General features: G+C 60.9%; 16 protein-coding genes. 6 read left to right on the top strand and 10 right to left on the bottom strand.

Features of this window, described 5'->3' with window-relative positions; genetic code table 11:
* Positions 1-267: 267 nt before the first annotated feature.
* On the top strand, positions 268-684 hold the full coding sequence (gene mscL / locus ATI14_RS02800; protein ID WP_016973849.1) for a large-conductance mechanosensitive channel protein MscL: 417 nt from the start codon (positions 268-270) through the stop codon (positions 682-684).
* Between the two features lie 128 nt (positions 685-812).
* On the opposite strand, the gene ATI14_RS02805 is transcribed toward mscL, so the two are convergent.
* Positions 813-1,589 (bottom strand): ferredoxin--NADP reductase, encoded by a 777-nt coding sequence (locus ATI14_RS02805; protein ID WP_016973850.1) that lies wholly within the window; start codon positions 1,587-1,589, stop codon positions 813-815.
* A 394-nt stretch (positions 1,590-1,983) separates the two neighbouring features.
* Between ATI14_RS02805 and ATI14_RS02810 the strand changes: the two genes are divergently transcribed.
* Both ATI14_RS02810 and ATI14_RS02815 read left to right on the top strand, forming a co-directional pair.
* Entirely contained in the window at positions 1,984-2,697 is a 714-nt protein-coding gene (locus tag ATI14_RS02810) for a LuxR family transcriptional regulator (RefSeq protein ID WP_016973851.1), read from the top strand.
* A gap of 163 nt (positions 2,698-2,860) precedes the next feature.
* A complete protein-coding gene (locus ATI14_RS02815) occupies positions 2,861-3,985 on the top strand; it encodes a methyltransferase (protein ID WP_016973852.1) in 1,125 nt (374 codons plus the stop codon).
* Between the two features lie 64 nt (positions 3,986-4,049).
* Here ATI14_RS02815 and ATI14_RS02820 read toward each other — a convergent pair whose 3' ends face one another.
* Genes ATI14_RS02820 through ATI14_RS02830 form a run of 3 tightly spaced genes read right to left on the bottom strand, consistent with a single transcriptional unit; the run spans position 4,050 to position 6,678 of the window.
* Positions 4,050-4,217: a DUF2474 domain-containing protein gene (locus ATI14_RS02820; RefSeq protein ID WP_016973853.1), complete on the bottom strand. Its 168-nt coding sequence runs from the start codon at positions 4,215-4,217 to the stop codon at positions 4,050-4,052.
* Between the two features lie 12 nt (positions 4,218-4,229).
* Positions 4,230-5,237: a cytochrome d ubiquinol oxidase subunit II gene (gene cydB / locus ATI14_RS02825; RefSeq protein ID WP_016973854.1), complete on the bottom strand. Its 1,008-nt coding sequence runs from the start codon at positions 5,235-5,237 to the stop codon at positions 4,230-4,232.
* A 1-nt stretch (position 5,238) separates the two neighbouring features.
* Positions 5,239-6,678: a cytochrome ubiquinol oxidase subunit I gene (locus tag ATI14_RS02830; protein WP_017253718.1), complete on the bottom strand. Its 1,440-nt coding sequence runs from the start codon at positions 6,676-6,678 to the stop codon at positions 5,239-5,241.
* Between the two features lie 319 nt (positions 6,679-6,997).
* Between ATI14_RS02830 and ATI14_RS02835 the strand changes: the two genes are divergently transcribed.
* Positions 6,998-8,236 (top strand): MFS transporter, encoded by a 1,239-nt coding sequence (locus tag ATI14_RS02835; protein ID WP_016973856.1) that lies wholly within the window; start codon positions 6,998-7,000, stop codon positions 8,234-8,236.
* Positions 8,237-8,375: 139 nt separating this feature from the next.
* Here the strand turns inward: ATI14_RS02835 and ATI14_RS02840 are convergent, their stop codons facing one another.
* The 4 genes from ATI14_RS02840 to ATI14_RS02855 all read right to left on the bottom strand — a co-directional run bounded on the left by ATI14_RS02840 (position 8,376) and on the right by ATI14_RS02855 (position 12,594).
* The gene (locus tag ATI14_RS02840) at positions 8,376-10,559 is read right to left on the bottom strand and encodes a xanthine dehydrogenase family protein molybdopterin-binding subunit (RefSeq protein ID WP_080520286.1); all 2,184 of its coding nucleotides are present in this window, start codon (positions 10,557-10,559) and stop codon (positions 8,376-8,378) included.
* Positions 10,556-11,545, bottom strand: coding sequence for an FAD binding domain-containing protein (locus ATI14_RS02845; RefSeq protein ID WP_016973858.1), 990 nt, complete (start codon positions 11,543-11,545; stop codon positions 10,556-10,558). Before ATI14_RS02845 ends, ATI14_RS02840 begins: the two co-directional genes overlap by 4 nt.
* Entirely contained in the window at positions 11,542-12,051 is a 510-nt protein-coding gene (locus ATI14_RS02850; protein WP_016973859.1) for a (2Fe-2S)-binding protein, read from the bottom strand. The genes ATI14_RS02845 and ATI14_RS02850 overlap by 4 nt, the downstream gene beginning before the upstream one ends.
* A 96-nt stretch (positions 12,052-12,147) precedes the next feature.
* A complete protein-coding gene (locus ATI14_RS02855) occupies positions 12,148-12,594 on the bottom strand; it encodes a DUF4879 domain-containing protein (protein ID WP_016973860.1) in 447 nt (148 codons plus the stop codon).
* Positions 12,595-12,803: 209 nt separating this feature from the next.
* On the opposite strand from ATI14_RS02855, the gene ATI14_RS02860 reads away from it, so the two are divergent.
* Together ATI14_RS02860 and trmA are read left to right on the top strand one after the other, a co-directional pair.
* Positions 12,804-14,099: an NCS2 family permease gene (locus tag ATI14_RS02860; RefSeq protein WP_016973861.1), complete on the top strand. Its 1,296-nt coding sequence runs from the start codon at positions 12,804-12,806 to the stop codon at positions 14,097-14,099.
* Complete coding sequence (gene trmA, locus ATI14_RS02865; RefSeq protein ID WP_016973862.1) at positions 14,096-15,175, top strand: tRNA (uridine(54)-C5)-methyltransferase TrmA; 1,080 nt, start codon at positions 14,096-14,098, stop codon at positions 15,173-15,175. Before ATI14_RS02860 ends, trmA begins: the two co-directional genes overlap by 4 nt.
* On the opposite strand, the gene ATI14_RS02870 is transcribed toward trmA, so the two are convergent.
* Together ATI14_RS02870 and ATI14_RS02875 are read right to left on the bottom strand one after the other, a co-directional pair.
* The gene (locus ATI14_RS02870) at positions 15,172-15,618 is read right to left on the bottom strand and encodes a DUF2442 domain-containing protein (protein ID WP_016973863.1); all 447 of its coding nucleotides are present in this window, start codon (positions 15,616-15,618) and stop codon (positions 15,172-15,174) included. The genes trmA and ATI14_RS02870 overlap by 4 nt on opposite strands.
* Complete coding sequence (locus ATI14_RS02875; RefSeq protein ID WP_016973864.1) at positions 15,615-16,043, bottom strand: DUF4160 domain-containing protein; 429 nt, start codon at positions 16,041-16,043, stop codon at positions 15,615-15,617. Before ATI14_RS02875 ends, ATI14_RS02870 begins: the two co-directional genes overlap by 4 nt.
* Positions 16,044-16,052 lie beyond the last annotated feature (9 nt).

Raw genomic sequence — 16,052 nt, forward strand, 5'->3', positions numbered from 1 at the left:
TTTATGCACATTCATTCGTGCTTGCCAGAGGCTAGTGACCTGCGCGCCGGAAGATAAATAGAAAAGCCGTACCAGCCCGATAAAGAAAATAGTGTGGTAACCCCCTGAAATAGCGCGTATTTCGCGCGCGATTGGTGGCACTTTGCAAACTATTTGCGATTTAATGTGTCGATAAAAATTAACAGTGTTAACGGTTGTGTCGCGCAAGCCCTCTACGACTGACTTACACTGACCTCCACCCTTCTCATCTGTAACAAGGAATAACTTATGGGCGTGATCAGTGAGTTCAAGGCCTTCGCGGTCAAAGGCAATGTGGTCGATATGGCCGTCGGTATCATCATCGGCGCCGCCTTCGGCAAGATTGTGTCCTCCTTTGTAGGCGACGTGGTGATGCCACCGCTCGGTCTGTTGATCGGCGGCGTGGACTTCGGGGACCTGGCGATAACGCTCAAGGCAGCCCAGGGCGATGCGCCTGCGGTGGTGCTGGCATACGGCAAGTTCATCCAGAGCGTGATCGATTTCGTGATCATCGCGTTTGCGATCTTCATGGGCGTGAAGGCCATCAACCGTCTGAAACGCGAAGAGGCCGTGGCGCCAAGCCTGCCGCCGACCCCAACCAAGGAAGAAGTGCTGCTGGGCGAGATCCGCGACTTGCTCAAGGCTCAGAACGACAAGCCGCTTTAAGCAAAACCGGCGGGTAATAAAAAAGGCGCCCCGATGGGTAATGCCAGTCAGTCAAGAAACAGCAAGAGCGAAAAGTAACCTGTGTCCGCTCTTAACTGACTGGCATTACCCCGATGGGCGCCTTTTTATTACCAGTAGTTTTCCACCGCCACTTGGCCGGGGCGGCGGCTCAGGCTCAGTTGCATATCACGTTGCTTGAGCAATTGGCGGGTGTCATCGACCATCTGCGGGTTGCCGCAAATCAACACACGCGAGTGTTCCGGGGTGAGTGCGACGCCTGCGGCGCGCTCCAGTTCGCCACTCTCGATCAGCGTGGTGATGCGCCCGTTGAGCGCGCCCGGATGCTGTTCGCGGGTAACAATTGGCAGGTACACGAGTTTGTGCGCGTACTCGGCCAGGTATTCACGTTCCCCCAGTTCTTTGATCAGCGACTGGTACGCCAACTCTTTGGCCTCACGCGCACTGTAGACCAGCACGATGCGCTCGAATTTCTCCCAGACTTCAAAGTCCTGCAGGATCGACAGAAACGGCGCCACACCAGTGCCGGTGCCCAGCAGCCACAGGTCGCGCCCGTCCACAAAGCGGTTCAGCGTCAGGTACCCCGTGGCCTGGCGCTCGACCATCAAGGTATCGCCCACCTGCAAACGGCTTAGCTCGCTGGTGAACTCGCCGCCCGGCACAACGATGGAGAAGAAGTCCAGGTGCTCGTCAAACGGGGAGGACACGATGGAGTAAGCCCGCCACACCGTGCTGCCGTCCGCCTTAGTCACGCCCAAACGCACGAACTGGCCCGCGGTAAACCGAAAGCCCGCGTCACGAGTGGTACGCAAGGTGAACAGGCTGGGGGTCAGCGATTGCACGTCGAGCAAGGTCTGGCGGGTAAATTTCTCGGCACTGGCGGTCATGGGGGGCTCCGATCTACAGGTGCCCTAGTGTCCCTTAAAGTCGCCGACACAAACACCGCTGGTTTGTAGTGACATCACCACCGCGCTCGATGCTGGCCATGTGACTCCCTCTCTAATCAATTGGCTATTAGCCCAAGAGCCAACCCTCGTTAAACCACATACAAACTTTGTTACTTAAACCTTACACGCACCTCAAGTGACTCATACAACGCAGGAAAGCCTTGTGCGGACCTCAGCACGCCAACTAACAGGGCAGCGAAAAACTGATTGAACCCGCCAGTTCAATAATGAAAATTTAATCCCGCCTTGTAAGCCGTGTCCTACACTCATGTTCGTGTCGCTTTGGGGGATGAGGACGTACCCAAGTCACGGAGAAACCTATGGAGAGTTACCGATGCTCAACTGGCGCAATACACGGGTTCCCAAACTGGAAGGCGAGAACGAGACAACCACAGCGTTTGAAATGGTCATCAACGAAACCTACAAACTCGGCTTCCAATACTGTTCATTCAAGATGAGTTCTCAATCACCCACTAATCAAACTGAACCGATTCAATTCGACAATTACCCCGCAGAATGGAACACCCTTTACAAACAAGCCCATTTTTTTGACGTAGACCCGGTAGTCGCCCACTGCAAGCGCAGTGTTTTTCCCATCCTCTGGGATGAGAAAGCCTTTAGCGACGCGCCCAATTTGTGGGATTTGGCCCAGTCATTCGGTGTGCATCTGGGTTGGACTCAATCGGTCCACGACTTCCAGGGCATCTTCAGCATGCTCACCCTGGGGCGCAGCAAAGGTGCGGTAACGCCTGAAGAGCTGTACGAAAAAGCCGGTCAGGTGTTGTGGCTCTGCCACGCGATGCACGCGGTAGTCGCACAGAATTTCGCCGACAAACCCAGCATCAAGCCGTCCTCCAAGTTGAGCGGCCGGGAAATAGAAATCCTCAGATGGTCGGCCATGGGCAAGACGGCAGAAGAAGTGGGCAAGATTATGGCGATTACCCCACGCACGGTCGTTTTTCATCTAGCCAGTGCCTCGAAAAAACTGGGCGTCAACAGCAAAATTGCCGCGGTTCTGCGTGCATCCAAAGAAGGGCTGTTTGACTGACCCACAAACACCGCATGTATTCCCGTCGAAAAAAAAGTAACATTTACGACCCATTCTGAGTGTTGAAGCCGCCCCAAAGGCGCCGCCTCGCAGTTCACTCAGACGGTTCGGCCCACGCCCGCATTCGCCGAACACCCATCGATGACCCAGAGCCTCCCCCGCCATGCCCCTGCTTGACAGCCCTTTCGCCCAGCTCGATCTGATCCGCCAGCCAGAGCAACACAATGATCCGCTGCAAGCTTTCGATGCCGCCGATGAATACCTGCTCAATCATTTGGCCGAACAGCAACCGGCGCCTGCGACCCGTGTGCTGGTGCTCAACGACAGCTTCGGCGCACTGGCTGCCAGCCTTGAAGGTCATGTGCAGGTGACGTCCAGCGGCGACTCCTTTCTGGCTGCCCAGGGCCTTGAGAAGAACCTCGCGCGCAACGCCAAGGCATTTGATGCCGTGCCATTCATCCCGGCGAACCTGACGCCCGCCGGGCCGTTCGACCGTGTGCTGATCCGTGTACCGAAAACCCTGGCCTTGCTGGAAGAACAGTTGATCCGCCTGCAAGGCCAGCTGTCGCCGGGCGCCGAGGTGATTGCCGGGGCGATGATCAAGCACTTGCCACGGGCGGCGGGCGAATTGCTGGAGCGTTATATCGGCCCGATGCACGCCTCGCTGGCGGTCAAAAAAGCCCGCTTGCTGATTGCCACCGTGGATGATCGCCCCGTCGCCGTCTCGCCCTACCCCACCCGCTACTGCCTGGACGCGCCGGCGATCGAGCTGCTCAACCACGCCAACGTGTTTTGCCGCGAAGGTCTGGATATCGGCACCCGCGCGTTTCTGCCGCACTTGCCGAAAAACCTCGGCAACGCCCGCGTGGCGGACCTGGGTTGCGGTAACGGCGTATTGGCCATCGCCAGCGCCCTGCACAACCCCGACGCGCAGTACACGTTGGTGGATGAGTCCTATATGGCCGTGCAATCGGCGGCCGAGAACTGGAAGGCCGCACTGGGTGAGCGCGAGGTGGTAGTACGTGCCGGCGATGGCCTGGCTGGCCAGGAGCCGCAGTCGCTGGACGTGGTGCTGTGCAATCCGCCATTCCATCAACAACAGGTGGTGGGTGACTTTCTGGCCTGGCGCATGTTCCAGCAGGCACGGGAAAGCCTGGTGGTCGGCGGCGCCTTGTATATCGTCGGCAACCGCCACTTGGGCTATCACACCAAGCTGGCGCGGTTGTTCCGCGGTGTCGAGCAAGTCGCCACCACACCTAAATTCGTGGTTCTCAAAGCGCGCAAATAAAAAACCCTGCCTTTCTGGCAAAAGGCAGGGTTGAACGCCGGGCCGCAAAGACCGGGTCGGAAGGTCAGTGAGTCGTCAGGCCAGCCGCATTCATGAACATGCGCATCAGGCTGGCCACGATGAACAGGGCCAGCACGCTGCCGGTCCAGATCATCGCCAACCAGCCCAGGCGCCGCCACAGCGGTTGCTTCTCGGCCTGTTCGATCTCTTGCAATGTAGGTTTGCCGGACATGGGACGCACCTCCTAGTGATAACCGTCTTCGTGGGTGACCTTGCCGCGGAATACGTAGTAGCTCCAGAAGGTGTAGCCCAGGATGAACGGGATGATGAACAGCGTGCCCACCAGCATGAAGCCCTGGCTCTGCGGCGGCGCGGCGGCATCCCAGATCGACACCGACGGCGGAATGATGTTCGGCCACAGGCTGATCCCCAGGCCGCTGTAGCCGAGGAAGATCAACACCAGTGTCAGCAGAAACGGCGTGTAGTGCGCATTACGCGCCACGGCGCGGATCAAGCCGTACATGGTCACCAGTACCAGAATCGGCACCGGCAGGAACCAGAACAGGTTCGGCAGGGTAAACCAGCGCGAGGCGATTTCGGGGTGCGCCAGCGGCGTCCACAGGCTGACGATACCGATCACCGCCAACACCACAAATGCCAACGGCCGCGCCAGATTGTGCATCTGCTCCTGCAACTTGCCTTCGGTCTTCATGATCAGCCAGGTGCAGCCAAGCAAGGCATAGGCAACCACCAACGCCACGCCGCAAAACATCGTGAATGGCGTCAGCCAGTCCAGCGAGCCACCGGCAAACTGACGGTCCACCACCGGAATGCCGTCGATAAACGCTCCCAGTGCCACGCCCTGAAAGAACGTCGCCGCGATGGAGCCGCCGATAAACGCCTTGTCCCACAGATGACGCTTGTGGTCCTTGGCCTTGAAGCGAAACTCGAAGGCCACGCCGCGGAAAATCAACCCGATCAGCATCAGGATCAGCGGCAGGTACAACGCCGACAACACCACCGAATAAGCCAGCGGAAACGCACCGAACAACGCCGCACCGCCGAGTACCAGCCAGGTTTCATTACCGTCCCAGACCGGCGCGACGGTGTTCATCATCACGTCACGGTCGACTTTGCCCGGAATAAACGGAAAGAGGATGCCGATGCCGAGGTCGAAGCCGTCCATGACCACGTACATCATGATGCCGAAGATGATGATCACGGCCCAGATCAGCGGAAGATCAATACCCATCTCAATGCCCCTTGTGCTGGATGTGGGTGTGCTCGTCGTCGCTGCCATCATCGGCGGCGGACAACGGACGGGCCGGCGTGCGTTTCTGGCCGGGGCCACCGTGGGTCGGCTCGCTGCCCTCGTGGGTCTGCGGACCTTTGCGCACCAGGCGCATCATGTAGCCCAACCCGGCGCCGAACAGTGCGAAGTACACCACCACAAACAGCACCAGCGTAATCGTCATCTGCGCCAGGCTGTGCCCGGAGGAGGCATCCGCCGTGCGCATCAACCCGTAGACCACCCATGGCTGGCGACCGATTTCAGTGGTGAACCAGCCGGCGAGAATCGCGATCAGGCCGGACGGGCCCATCCACAGCGCCAGGTACAGGAACGGCTTGGACGTGTACATCTTGTCGCCCCGGCGCAGCCAGAGGCTGAACAGGCCGGTGAAAATCATCAGGAAGCCCAGGCCGACCATGACCCGGAACGACCAGAACACGATGGTCGAATTGGGGCGGTCCTCAGGCGGGAATTCCTTGAGCGCTGGCACCTGCTTGTCCAGGGAGTGGGTCAGGATCAGGCTGCCCAGGTACGGGATTTCCACTGCATATTTGGTTTTTTCGGCCTTCATGTCGGGCCAGCCGAACAGGATCAGCGGCGTCGGTTCATTACCGATGTTTTCCCAATGCCCTTCGATTGCGGCGATTTTCGCCGGCTGATGCTTGAGGGTGTTGAGGCCGTGGAAGTCGCCGATCACCGCCTGGATAGGCGCAACGATCAGGGCCATCCACATTGCCATCGACAACATGGTGCGAATTGCCGGGTTGTCCTTGCCGCGCAGCAAGTGCCAGGCCGCCGACGAGCCGACGAAGAACGCGGTCGCCACAAAGGCCGCCGTGGCCATGTGCGCCAGGCGATAGGGGAACGAGGGGTTGAAGACCACAGCGAACCAGTCGGTCGGAATCACGCGGCCATCAATGATTTCAAAGCCCTGGGGCGTCTGCATCCAGCTGTTGGACGACAGGATCCAGAAGGTCGAAATCAATGTACCCACCGCCACCATCACGGTGGAGAAGAAGTGCAGCTTGCGCCCCACCTTGTTCCAGCCGAACAGCATGACCCCGAGGAAACCAGCCTCCAGGAAGAAGGCCGTGAGCACTTCATAGGTCAGAAGCGGCCCGGTGACGGCGCCGGCGAAGTCCGAGAAACGGCTCCAGTTGGTGCCGAACTGATAGGCCATGACCAGGCCCGAGACCACGCCCATGCCGAAGTTGACGGCAAAGATCTTCGACCAGAAATGGTAGAGGTCACGGTAGGTGTCGTTGTGCGTCTTGAGCCACAAGCCTTCCAGCACCGCAAGGTAACTGGCCAGGCCGATGGTGATCGCCGGGAACAGGATGTGGAAAGAGATGGTGAACGCGAATTGAATTCGGGCGAGATCTAGCGCCTCCAAACCGAACATAAGTCTTCCTCTGTCAGGTAATACCGGCTGCTGGCTGGGAGCCTGCACCCACTGCCCCCACGGATATGGAGTGTGGCGAATTCAAATTCGTTTCTTTTTTAACCAGCTACGTGGGGAATCTGGCCTTTTGGGCCGCCAGAACAATCCCGGGGCCGGTTTTGATCTGGATCAAGCATTGCTGAAAGAGTAGTCCCATTTTCGACCGAGGGTCGTGTGGTCCTTTGCCGCGTGACAGACTGCCTCAGCTCAGTTGTTGCAACTATCTGTTACAACTTAGTGATAATCTCGGCGCTCCCTCCGGCCCTGACCAGAATTTCCGATGCCTAGTGAACCCGCGTTGCTGTTGCGTCACCACCGCCCTTTCATCGCGTTCTGGCTGGCGCGCATCTTCACCGCCAGCGGCTTCCAGATGCTCACCGTGGCCATCGGCTGGAACCTCTACCAACTGACCGGCAACGTGCTGGACCTGGGCCTTGTCGGCCTGGTGGAGTTTGTTCCGCGTGTGCTGTTCATGTTGCACACGGGCCACGTAGCCGACCGTTATGACCGGCGCAAGGTTGCCGCCATCTGCCAGACCTTGCAGGCGCTGATCGCGCTGTCCCTGGCCATCGGCGGCCTGACCGGCCACGTGACCCGCGAGATGATCTTCATCCTCGCCTTCCTGCTGGGCGCCGCGCGCTCCTTTGAAATGCCCACCACCCAAGCCCTGCTGCCGAGCATCGTGCCCACCGCGCTGTTCCCGCGCGCCGTGGCATCGTCGCAGTCCGCCCAGCAACTGGCCACTATCGTTGCGCCCGCACTGGGCGGTTTGCTCTATGCGTTCGGCAGCGTGTGGGTGTACGGCCCGACCGTTGCGCTGTACCTGATCGCCTGCGTGCTGACCCTCAACCTGCCCGCGCGCCAGACGCCACTGAACAAAGCCAAGGCGACCATGGATTCGCTGCTGGCCGGCATCCGCTTCATTCGCAGCCGCCCGGACATCCTCGGCGCCATCTCCCTCGACCTGTTCGCCGTGCTGCTGGGCGGCGCCACCGCGTTGCTGCCGGTGTTCGCTAAAGACATCCTGCTGACCGGCGCCTGGGGCCTGGGCTTGTTGCGCTCGGCACCGGCGGTGGGGGCGTTACTGATGTCGCTGTGGCTGGCACGGTTCTCGGTAGACCGCCATGTGGGCCGCGTGATGTTCACTGCCGTCGGCGTGTTTGGCGTGGCAACCATTGCCTTTGGCCTGTCGACATCGTTCTGGTTTTCAATGGCGGTGCTGGTGGTGCTGGGCGCGGCGGACATGATCAGCATGGTGATCCGCGCGTCTTTCGTGCAGCTGGAAACCCCGGACGAAATGCGCGGGCGCGTGAGTGCGGTCAACGGCCTGTTTATCGGCGCGTCGAATCAGCTGGGCGAATTTGAATCCGGCATCACGGCCCACTGGTTCGGCACCGTACCCGCCGTGGTCATGGGCGGCATCGGTACGCTGGTGGTCACCGGAGTGTGGATCAAGCTGTTCCCGACCCTGGCCAACCGCGACCGCATGCATGTGCCGGTGGAAGAAAGCAAAGCCTGAGTTGCGGGTGAAACGGGGTAAATGTGGGAGCGGGCTTGCCCGCGATGGCGGTGTATCAGTTGACAGGTGAGGGGCTGGCCCACCGCTATCGCAGGCAAGCCAGCTCCCACACTTGATCTTCAGTGTCTGGAAGGCCGGGTTACAGCACCTTGTCCAGGGTGATCGGGAAGTCCCTCACCCGCTTGCCGGTGGCATGGTAAATCGCATTCGCCACCGCCGCCGCCACCCCGACAATGCCGATTTCTCCCACGCCCTTGGAACCCAGAGCGTTGACGATCTCGTCGTGTTCTTCAACGAATACCACGTCAATGTCGCCGATATCGGCATTTACCGGGATGTGGTACTCGGCCAGGCTGTGGTTCATGTAGCGGCCCAGTTGATGATCGATCTGGGTTTCTTCGTGCAACGCCATCCCGATCCCCCACACCACGCCGCCGAGAATCTGGCTGCGCGCCATTTTCGGGTTGACCACTCGCCCGGCCGCAATCGCACTGACCACGCGGCTGACCTTGATGGTGCCCAGGTCTTCATCCACACGCACTTCAACGAACACCGCCGAGTGAGTGGCGGTGGCGTAGCCGTCGCGCTTTTTGTCCGGCTTGCTGTCGACTTGCACTTCCAATGCCTCTTCACCGGCGTCCTTGACCAATTGCGCCAACGACACGCTGACGCTGCCGGCATGCACCTGCCCCGCTTCGAACCGCACGGTTTTGGCGTCCTTGAATACCGGGTAGGTTTGCCGCGCGATGCTCAACAGTTTCGCCGTCAACGCTTCGCACGCTTGCTGCACCGCAGTGCCGACCGATGACACGGTAAACGAGCCGCCCTGCAAAGGAGCGGTCGGCAATGAGGAGTCGCCGAGCAGGAACACCACGTCCTCGACACGGACGCCGCTGGCCTGCGCGGCGATCTGGGTCATCACCGTATAGGTACCGGTGCCGATATCGGTGGTGGCGCTGCTGACCGTCAACTGGCCCTGCGCATCAATGCGCGCCCTGGCGCTGGCCTTCATCTGCATGGCTTCCCACACACCGCCGGCCATGCCCCAGCCGATCAACTGGCGACCCTCGCGCATGCTGCGCGGCTCCGGGTTGCGCTGGCTCCAGCCGAAACGTTCGGCACCTTCGCTGTAACATTCGCGCAGGGCTTTGCTCGACCAGGGCTTGTCTTCGGTCTGGTTGCGTTCGGCATAATTGATCAGGCGCAGCTGCACCGGGTCCATGCCCAGCGCGCAGGCGAGTTCGTCCATCGCGCATTCCAGGCCGATCACGCCCAACGCAGCGCCGGGCGCGCGCATGTCCAGGGGCGTGAACACATCCAGCGGCACCAGTTTGTAAGTGAGCTGCACGTTGTCGCACTGATAGAGCATGCCGCTCCACTCGACCACATGCTCGCTGAAGTCTTCGAAGCGAGATGTCTGGCCAATCGCCGTATGCCCCAGCGCAAGCAGGCGACCGTTGGCGGCAGCGCCCATTTGCAAACGTTGCAAGGTGCGCGGTCGGTAGCCGAAGGTGAACATTTGCTGGCGGGTCAGGGTCACGCGCACTGAACGTTTGAGCGCCAACGCCGCCATCACCGCAAGCGGCAGTTGATACTGCGGGCGCAGGCCCGAGCCGAAGGCGCCGCCGACGAATGCGGCGAAAATCCGCACCTGGCTTTTGTCCAGGCCGAAGACTTTTTGCACATAGGCCTGGCAATTCTGCGGGCCCTGGGTTTTGTCGTGGATATGCAAGGTGCCGTCGGGCTGATACAGCACGGTACTGGCATGGGGCTCCATCGGGTTGTGGTGTTCGATGGGAGTGCTGTAGTGCACGTCAAGGCTGACCGCGGCAGCGGACCATTCGGCCTGGAAGTTGCCGCGCGGGGCGGGCGGGGTCTGGGGCGACGGGTGCGCCTGTTCCTGCATCGCCAGCAAGTCGGTTTCAAAGGCTTCGCTGTCGTATTCGATTTCCACCAACGAGCCGGCGTGTCGCGCCAGCTCGAGGTTGTCGGCAATCACCAGGGCCAGGGGCTGGCCGCTGTAGAGCACGCGGTCGTTATACAGGGGGCGAAAGGGCGAGCCGTCGGCGGCATCGGCGTCGGCAAAGGCGTCATCGTAACTGGCGAGTTGGGGCCGGTTGAGGTGGTCGAGCACCATCACAACACCCGGCAACGCCAGTGCTTTGGAGGCATCAATGCTGACGATGCGCCCTTTGGCGATGGTGCTGGAGACGACGCTGCCATGGAGCAGGCCTTGTTCGGGAAACTCACCGGCATACCGCGCCTGGCCGGTGACCTTGAGCAGACCGTCGACCCGGTCCAACGGTTTGCCGATAGCGGTCATGGGCGTTCTCCTGCGACGGCGGCGTCGCTCAGGGCACGAATGATTGCGCGACGCGCCAGTTTGATCTTGAAGCCGTTGTGCGCCAGTGGCTCGGCGTCTTGCAACATGGCGTCGGCGGCATTGCTGAAGGCTTCGCGGCTGACCACTTGACCGATCAGCGAGGCTTCCACCGCGCGGTCACGCCAGGGTTTGTGGGCAACGCCACCCAGGGCCAAACGCGCGTCGATGATGGTGTCGCCGTCCAACGCCAGTGCGGCGGCGACGGACACCAGCGCAAAGGCGTAGGACGCGCGGTCACGGATTTTCAAATAGTGACTGTGGCGCGCCAAATGGTCGGCGGGCAACTCGATGGCGGTAATCAATTCATCGTCGGCCAGCAAGTTATCGCGCTGCGGTGCATCGGCAGGCAAACGGTGGAAGTCGGCAAATTCGATGATGCGCGCACCGCCGCGCCCCTCCACGTGCACCCGCGCCTGCAACGCCGCCAGCGCTACGCACATGTCCGATGGGTGCGTGGCCACGCACTGTTCGCTGGCACCGAGGATCGCGTGGATGCGATTCAAGCCCGTGCGCGCCGGGCAACCACTGCCAGGGACGCGTTTGTTGCACGGTACGGTGGCGTCATAAAAGTAATAGCAACGGGTCCGCTGCAACAGGTTACCGCCGGTGCTGGCCATGTTGCGCAGTTGCGGTGAGGCACCGGCGAGGATTGCCTGGGAGAGCAACGGATAACGCTGTTCGATCAGCGGGTGCCAGGCCAGGTCGGCGTTGCTGACCAGCGCACCGATCATCACCCCGCCATCGGCGGTTTCTTCAACGCCCCGCAGCGGCAGGCCCGTGATGTCGATCAGGTGTTCGGGGCGGCTGATGTTTTCTTTCATCAGGTCCAGCAGGTTGGTGCCCCCGGCTATAAAGCGCGAAGCGGCGCTGCTCAGGTGCACGGCCTCCCGCACATCGGCCGGCTTGCTGTACTGGAAGGGGTTCATTGTTCACCTCCCAACACCACGTCTTCAATGGCATCGCGGATATTGCTGTAGGCGCCGCAGCGGCACAGGTTGCCGCTCATCAACTCCTGGATTTGCGCGGTGTCCGTCGCGCGGCCTTCATTGGCCAGGCCGACGGCGGAGCAGATCTGCCCGGGCGTGCAATAGCCGCACTGGAAGGCGTCATGTTTGATGAAGGCTTGTTGCATCGGGTGCAGCACGTCGCCGTCGGCCAGGCCTTCGATGGTGGTCAACTCGGCACCGTCGCACATCACCGCCAGGGTCAGGCAAGCATTGACACGCTTGCCATCACGCAACACGGTGCAGGCACCGCATTGGCCGTGGTCGCAGCCTTTTTTGCTGCCGACCAGGTCGAGTCTCTCGCGCAGCAAATCGAGGAGCGTGGTCCAGGGCAACACATCCAGTTGGCGTTCCTGGCCATTGAGGGTCAGACGGATCGGGTGGCTGGCGAACGGGGTGGCCGCCGCGCCATTGGAAGTTGCACTCATAAACACCTCACGGGTTGGTGTACCGCTGCGGCGTTCAGGAAAGTCGCCGTCTCAGGGGTACGACTTCCCGGGGTTATGAGCGTTCAAGGGGATTGATCAGCGGATATTGAGCAGCGTCGACAAGGTGTTGCGCGGCGGGTTGATGGACGAGTTGCTGTATTGGAACCAGCCCTGGGCCTCGACATTCAGGTCAAACACATAGATGTAGCCCATCAAGGTGCCGGCGCCACTGCAGGCTTCGCTAACGTTGCCGACCTGGCACACCGCCGTGCGCTGGCCATTCAACACCGCGCCATTGAAGAGGCCGACCGGGTTATTCCCCAGGCCCACTTCCATCACCGATACCTTGGTGGGGCCGCGGTGCGTACACATCGCGGTGTCCTGCGCGCGCTCGGGAATGGTTTCCGTGCAACCGGCCGACTCAACCTTGAACACGCGCACCTCGCTCAAGGGCGGTGCAGTGGCGCCCCACGCCGGTGCTGCGCCGAGCCACAGGCTGATACTGGCGATCAGAGCTAGACTCCACGCGTTGGCTTTTTTCATGCTGTCGATGACCCTGAATTGAACGTCGGCGCAGTATGCCTCAAGGCCATGGCCTACAAAACCAACCCCGTGCGCCACATGGCCTCGGCTGCTGGTATGATGCGCCGCTTTTTCCGATCCTCTCTGAAACCACAGGCGCTTGGCGCAGTTTGTGCTTTGACTTAGAGGTCAACAAATAACGACGCAAGATAGCGTCACAGGGAGCCGGCATGCTGGAAAAGCTGTTTCAACTCAAAGCACACAATACAAACGTGCGCACCGAGATTCTCGCGGGTATCACCACGTTCCTGGCCATGGCCTACATTCTGTTCGTGAACCCGAGCATCCTCGGCGAAACCGGCATGGACAAGGGCGCAGTGTTCGTCGCCACCTGCCTGGCGGCCGCCATCGGTTCGACCGTGATGGGCCTGATCGCCAACTACCCGATCGCCCTCGCGCCGGGCATGGGTCTCAACGCCTTCTTCACCTACACCGTCGTGCTGCACATGGGCCATACCTGGCAAGTGGCGCTGGGCGCGGTGTTCATTTCGGCGGTGCTGTTCTTCCTGCTGTCGATCTTCCGTATCCGCGAGTGGATCATCAACAGCATTCCCCTGCCCCTGCGGTCGGCGATTGCCGCCGGTATCGGCCTGTTCCTGGCGCTGATCGCGCTGCATAACGCCGGGATCGTGGTCAGCAACCCGGCCACCATGGTCGGCCTGGGCGACCTGAAACAACCGGCGCCGATTCTCGCCACCCTTGGTTTCGCGCTGATCGTTGCGCTGGAAGCCCTGGCCGTGCGCGGCGCAGTGTTGATCGGCATCCTCGCCGTGACCATCGTTTCCATCGCCCTGGGCTTCACCCCGTTCGGCGGCGTGACGTCGATGCCACCGTCCCTGGCCCCGACTTTCCTGCAGCTGGATATCAAAGGCGCGCTGGACATCGGCCTGGTCAGCGTGATTTTCGCTTTCCTGTTCGTGGACCTGTTCGACAACTCCGGCACCCTGATCGGCGTCGCCAAGCGCGCCGGCCTGATGGGCAAGGACGGCCACATGCCGAAAATGGGCCGCGCGCTGATTGCCGACAGCACCGCCGCCATGGCCGGCTCCCTGCTGGGCACCTCGACCACCACCAGCTACATCGAATCCGCCGCCGGCGTGAGCGCCGGTGGCCGTACCGGTTTGACCGCCATCGTGGTCGCGATCCTGTTTCTGCTGGCCCTGTTCTTCTCGCCACTGGCGGCCAGTGTTCCGGCCTTCGCCACCGCACCTGCGCTGCTGTTCGTGGCCGTGTTGATGACCCAGGGCCTGGCGGAAATCGACTGGGATGACATCACTGTTGCAGCGCCGGTGGTGATCACCGCCCTGGCGATGCCCTTCACTTACTCCATCGCCAACGGCATCGCCTTCGGTTTCATCGCCTGGACCGCCATCAAGCTGCTTTCGGGCCGCTACCGTGAGCTGAACCCGGCCCTGGTGATTCTGTCGATTCTGTTCGTGATCAAGCTGGGCTGGTTCAACGCATGACTTTTGACGCCGCAAGCTACACCGCACAACTGCAAGACAAGGTCACGCGCCTGCGTGACCTGCTGGCACCGTTCGACGCACCGGAACCGCAGGTTTTCGATTCGCCGCTGCAGAATTTCCGCCTGCGCGCGGAATTCCGCCTGTGGCGCGAAGGCGGCGAGCGCCACTACGCGATGTTTTCCCAGGACGACAAGCGCACACCGATCCTGATCGAAGAATTCCCGATTGCCAGCCAGCGTATTAACCAGTTGATGCCGCAACTCAAGGCCGCCTGGCAAGCCAGCGCGGCGCTGAGCCACAAGTTGTTCCAGGTGGAATTCCTCACCACGCTGGCCGGCGACGCGATGATTACCCTGTGCTATCACCGCCCGCTGGACGAGCATTGGCACACCGCCGCGAACAAACTGGCCGCCGACTTGAACGTGAGCATCATCGGCCGCTCCAAGGGCAAACGCGATGTGATCGGCCACGATTATGTGGTGGAAAAACTCGATGTCGGCGGCCGTACCTTCAGCTACCGCCAACCCGAAGGTGCATTCACCCAGCCCAACGGCACCGTGAACCGGAAAATGCTCAACTGGGCTTATGAAGCCCTGGGTGACCGCCCGGATGATTTGCTGGAGCTGTATTGCGGCAACGGCAATTTCACCCTGCCTTTGGCGACACGCGTGCGCAAAGTGCTGGCCACCGAGATCAGTAAGACGTCCGTCAATGCGGCCCTGAGCAACCTCGATGAAAACGCCGTGGATAACGTCACCCTGGTGCGCCTGTCTGCCGAGGAACTCACCGAGGCGCTGAACGAAGTGCGCCCGTTCCGTCGCTTGCACGGCATCGACCTGAAAAGCTACGAATTCGGCAGCGTGTTCGTCGACCCGCCGCGCGCCGGCATGGACCCGGACACCTGCGAGCTGACCCGACGCTTCGACAATATCCTCTACATCTCCTGCAACCCGGAGACGCTGGCGGCGAATATTGCGCAACTGCATGACACCCACCGCATCACACAGTGTGCGATGTTTGACCAGTTTCCGTGGACCCACCACATGGAATCCGGGGTGTTGCTGACCCGCCGCTAACCCCCCTCGGGCTTTTTGCGTGGCCGCCCGCCTTTCTTGCCATTGGCACGGGCGGCGGCCGATTTGGCGGCACTGCTTTTACGCCCATTGCGCGAAGCCACCATGCTGGCGGCCAGGTCCATCAGAGGCGGGCTGGTAGACACCAGCCCGGTGATCGACACATGCAGGTCCCGTGGTTCACAGCACAGCGCCTTGCCGCCAAACCCGACTTCCAGTTGCTCAAAGTCCTCACTGGAAAACCCTTCGAACTCCGCAAGCCCGGCCACCGGCAACAGGATGCGGCTACCGTCACTGAAACCGATGCAAATGCAGCCATCTGCATGGCTGACGGAACTGGCGCTGGCGTACAAGCGTTTCAACTTGCGCCCACGCACCAGAGCCTTATCGACATCGGCCTCGGTGAGCGGTACATCGGGATAGACCTTGGCTTTCACGACTGTCATAACTCAATCTCCACGGGATCCGGCACCCTGACCAGATTCAATATTGTTCGCGGCCCTGCCACATCGTGCCGGGCACTGGCGATGACAGAGACACCTCGCCGGATCACCAGACCCGGTATCACTTCAGCGGCTTCCCAGTCCCAGGAATGGTTGTCCAGGCAGACCGTTTGCAGGTTGTTCCACCAGATCCTGCGTGCCCGCGCCAGATAATGCGGTTGCAGCAGCGCCCGACGAATGCCTTCAAGAACGGCGACCGGTGGCCGGCGCCGTTCCGGGTCCACGTCCCACAATTCCACGCGCCCGTCCAGGAAGCTGAAACGAAAGCGCGCGTCCCAGCCCTTTCCCCTGACATGCACATGAGGTGGGCAATGTTCGTCCCTGAGAAACACCGCAATTACATATCCTTTGTAAGTACCTACTCTCATCGTAACCCA

The sequence above is a fragment of the Pseudomonas tolaasii NCPPB 2192 genome (assembly GCF_002813445.1).
Classification (GTDB): domain Bacteria; phylum Pseudomonadota; class Gammaproteobacteria; order Pseudomonadales; family Pseudomonadaceae; genus Aquipseudomonas; species Aquipseudomonas tolaasii.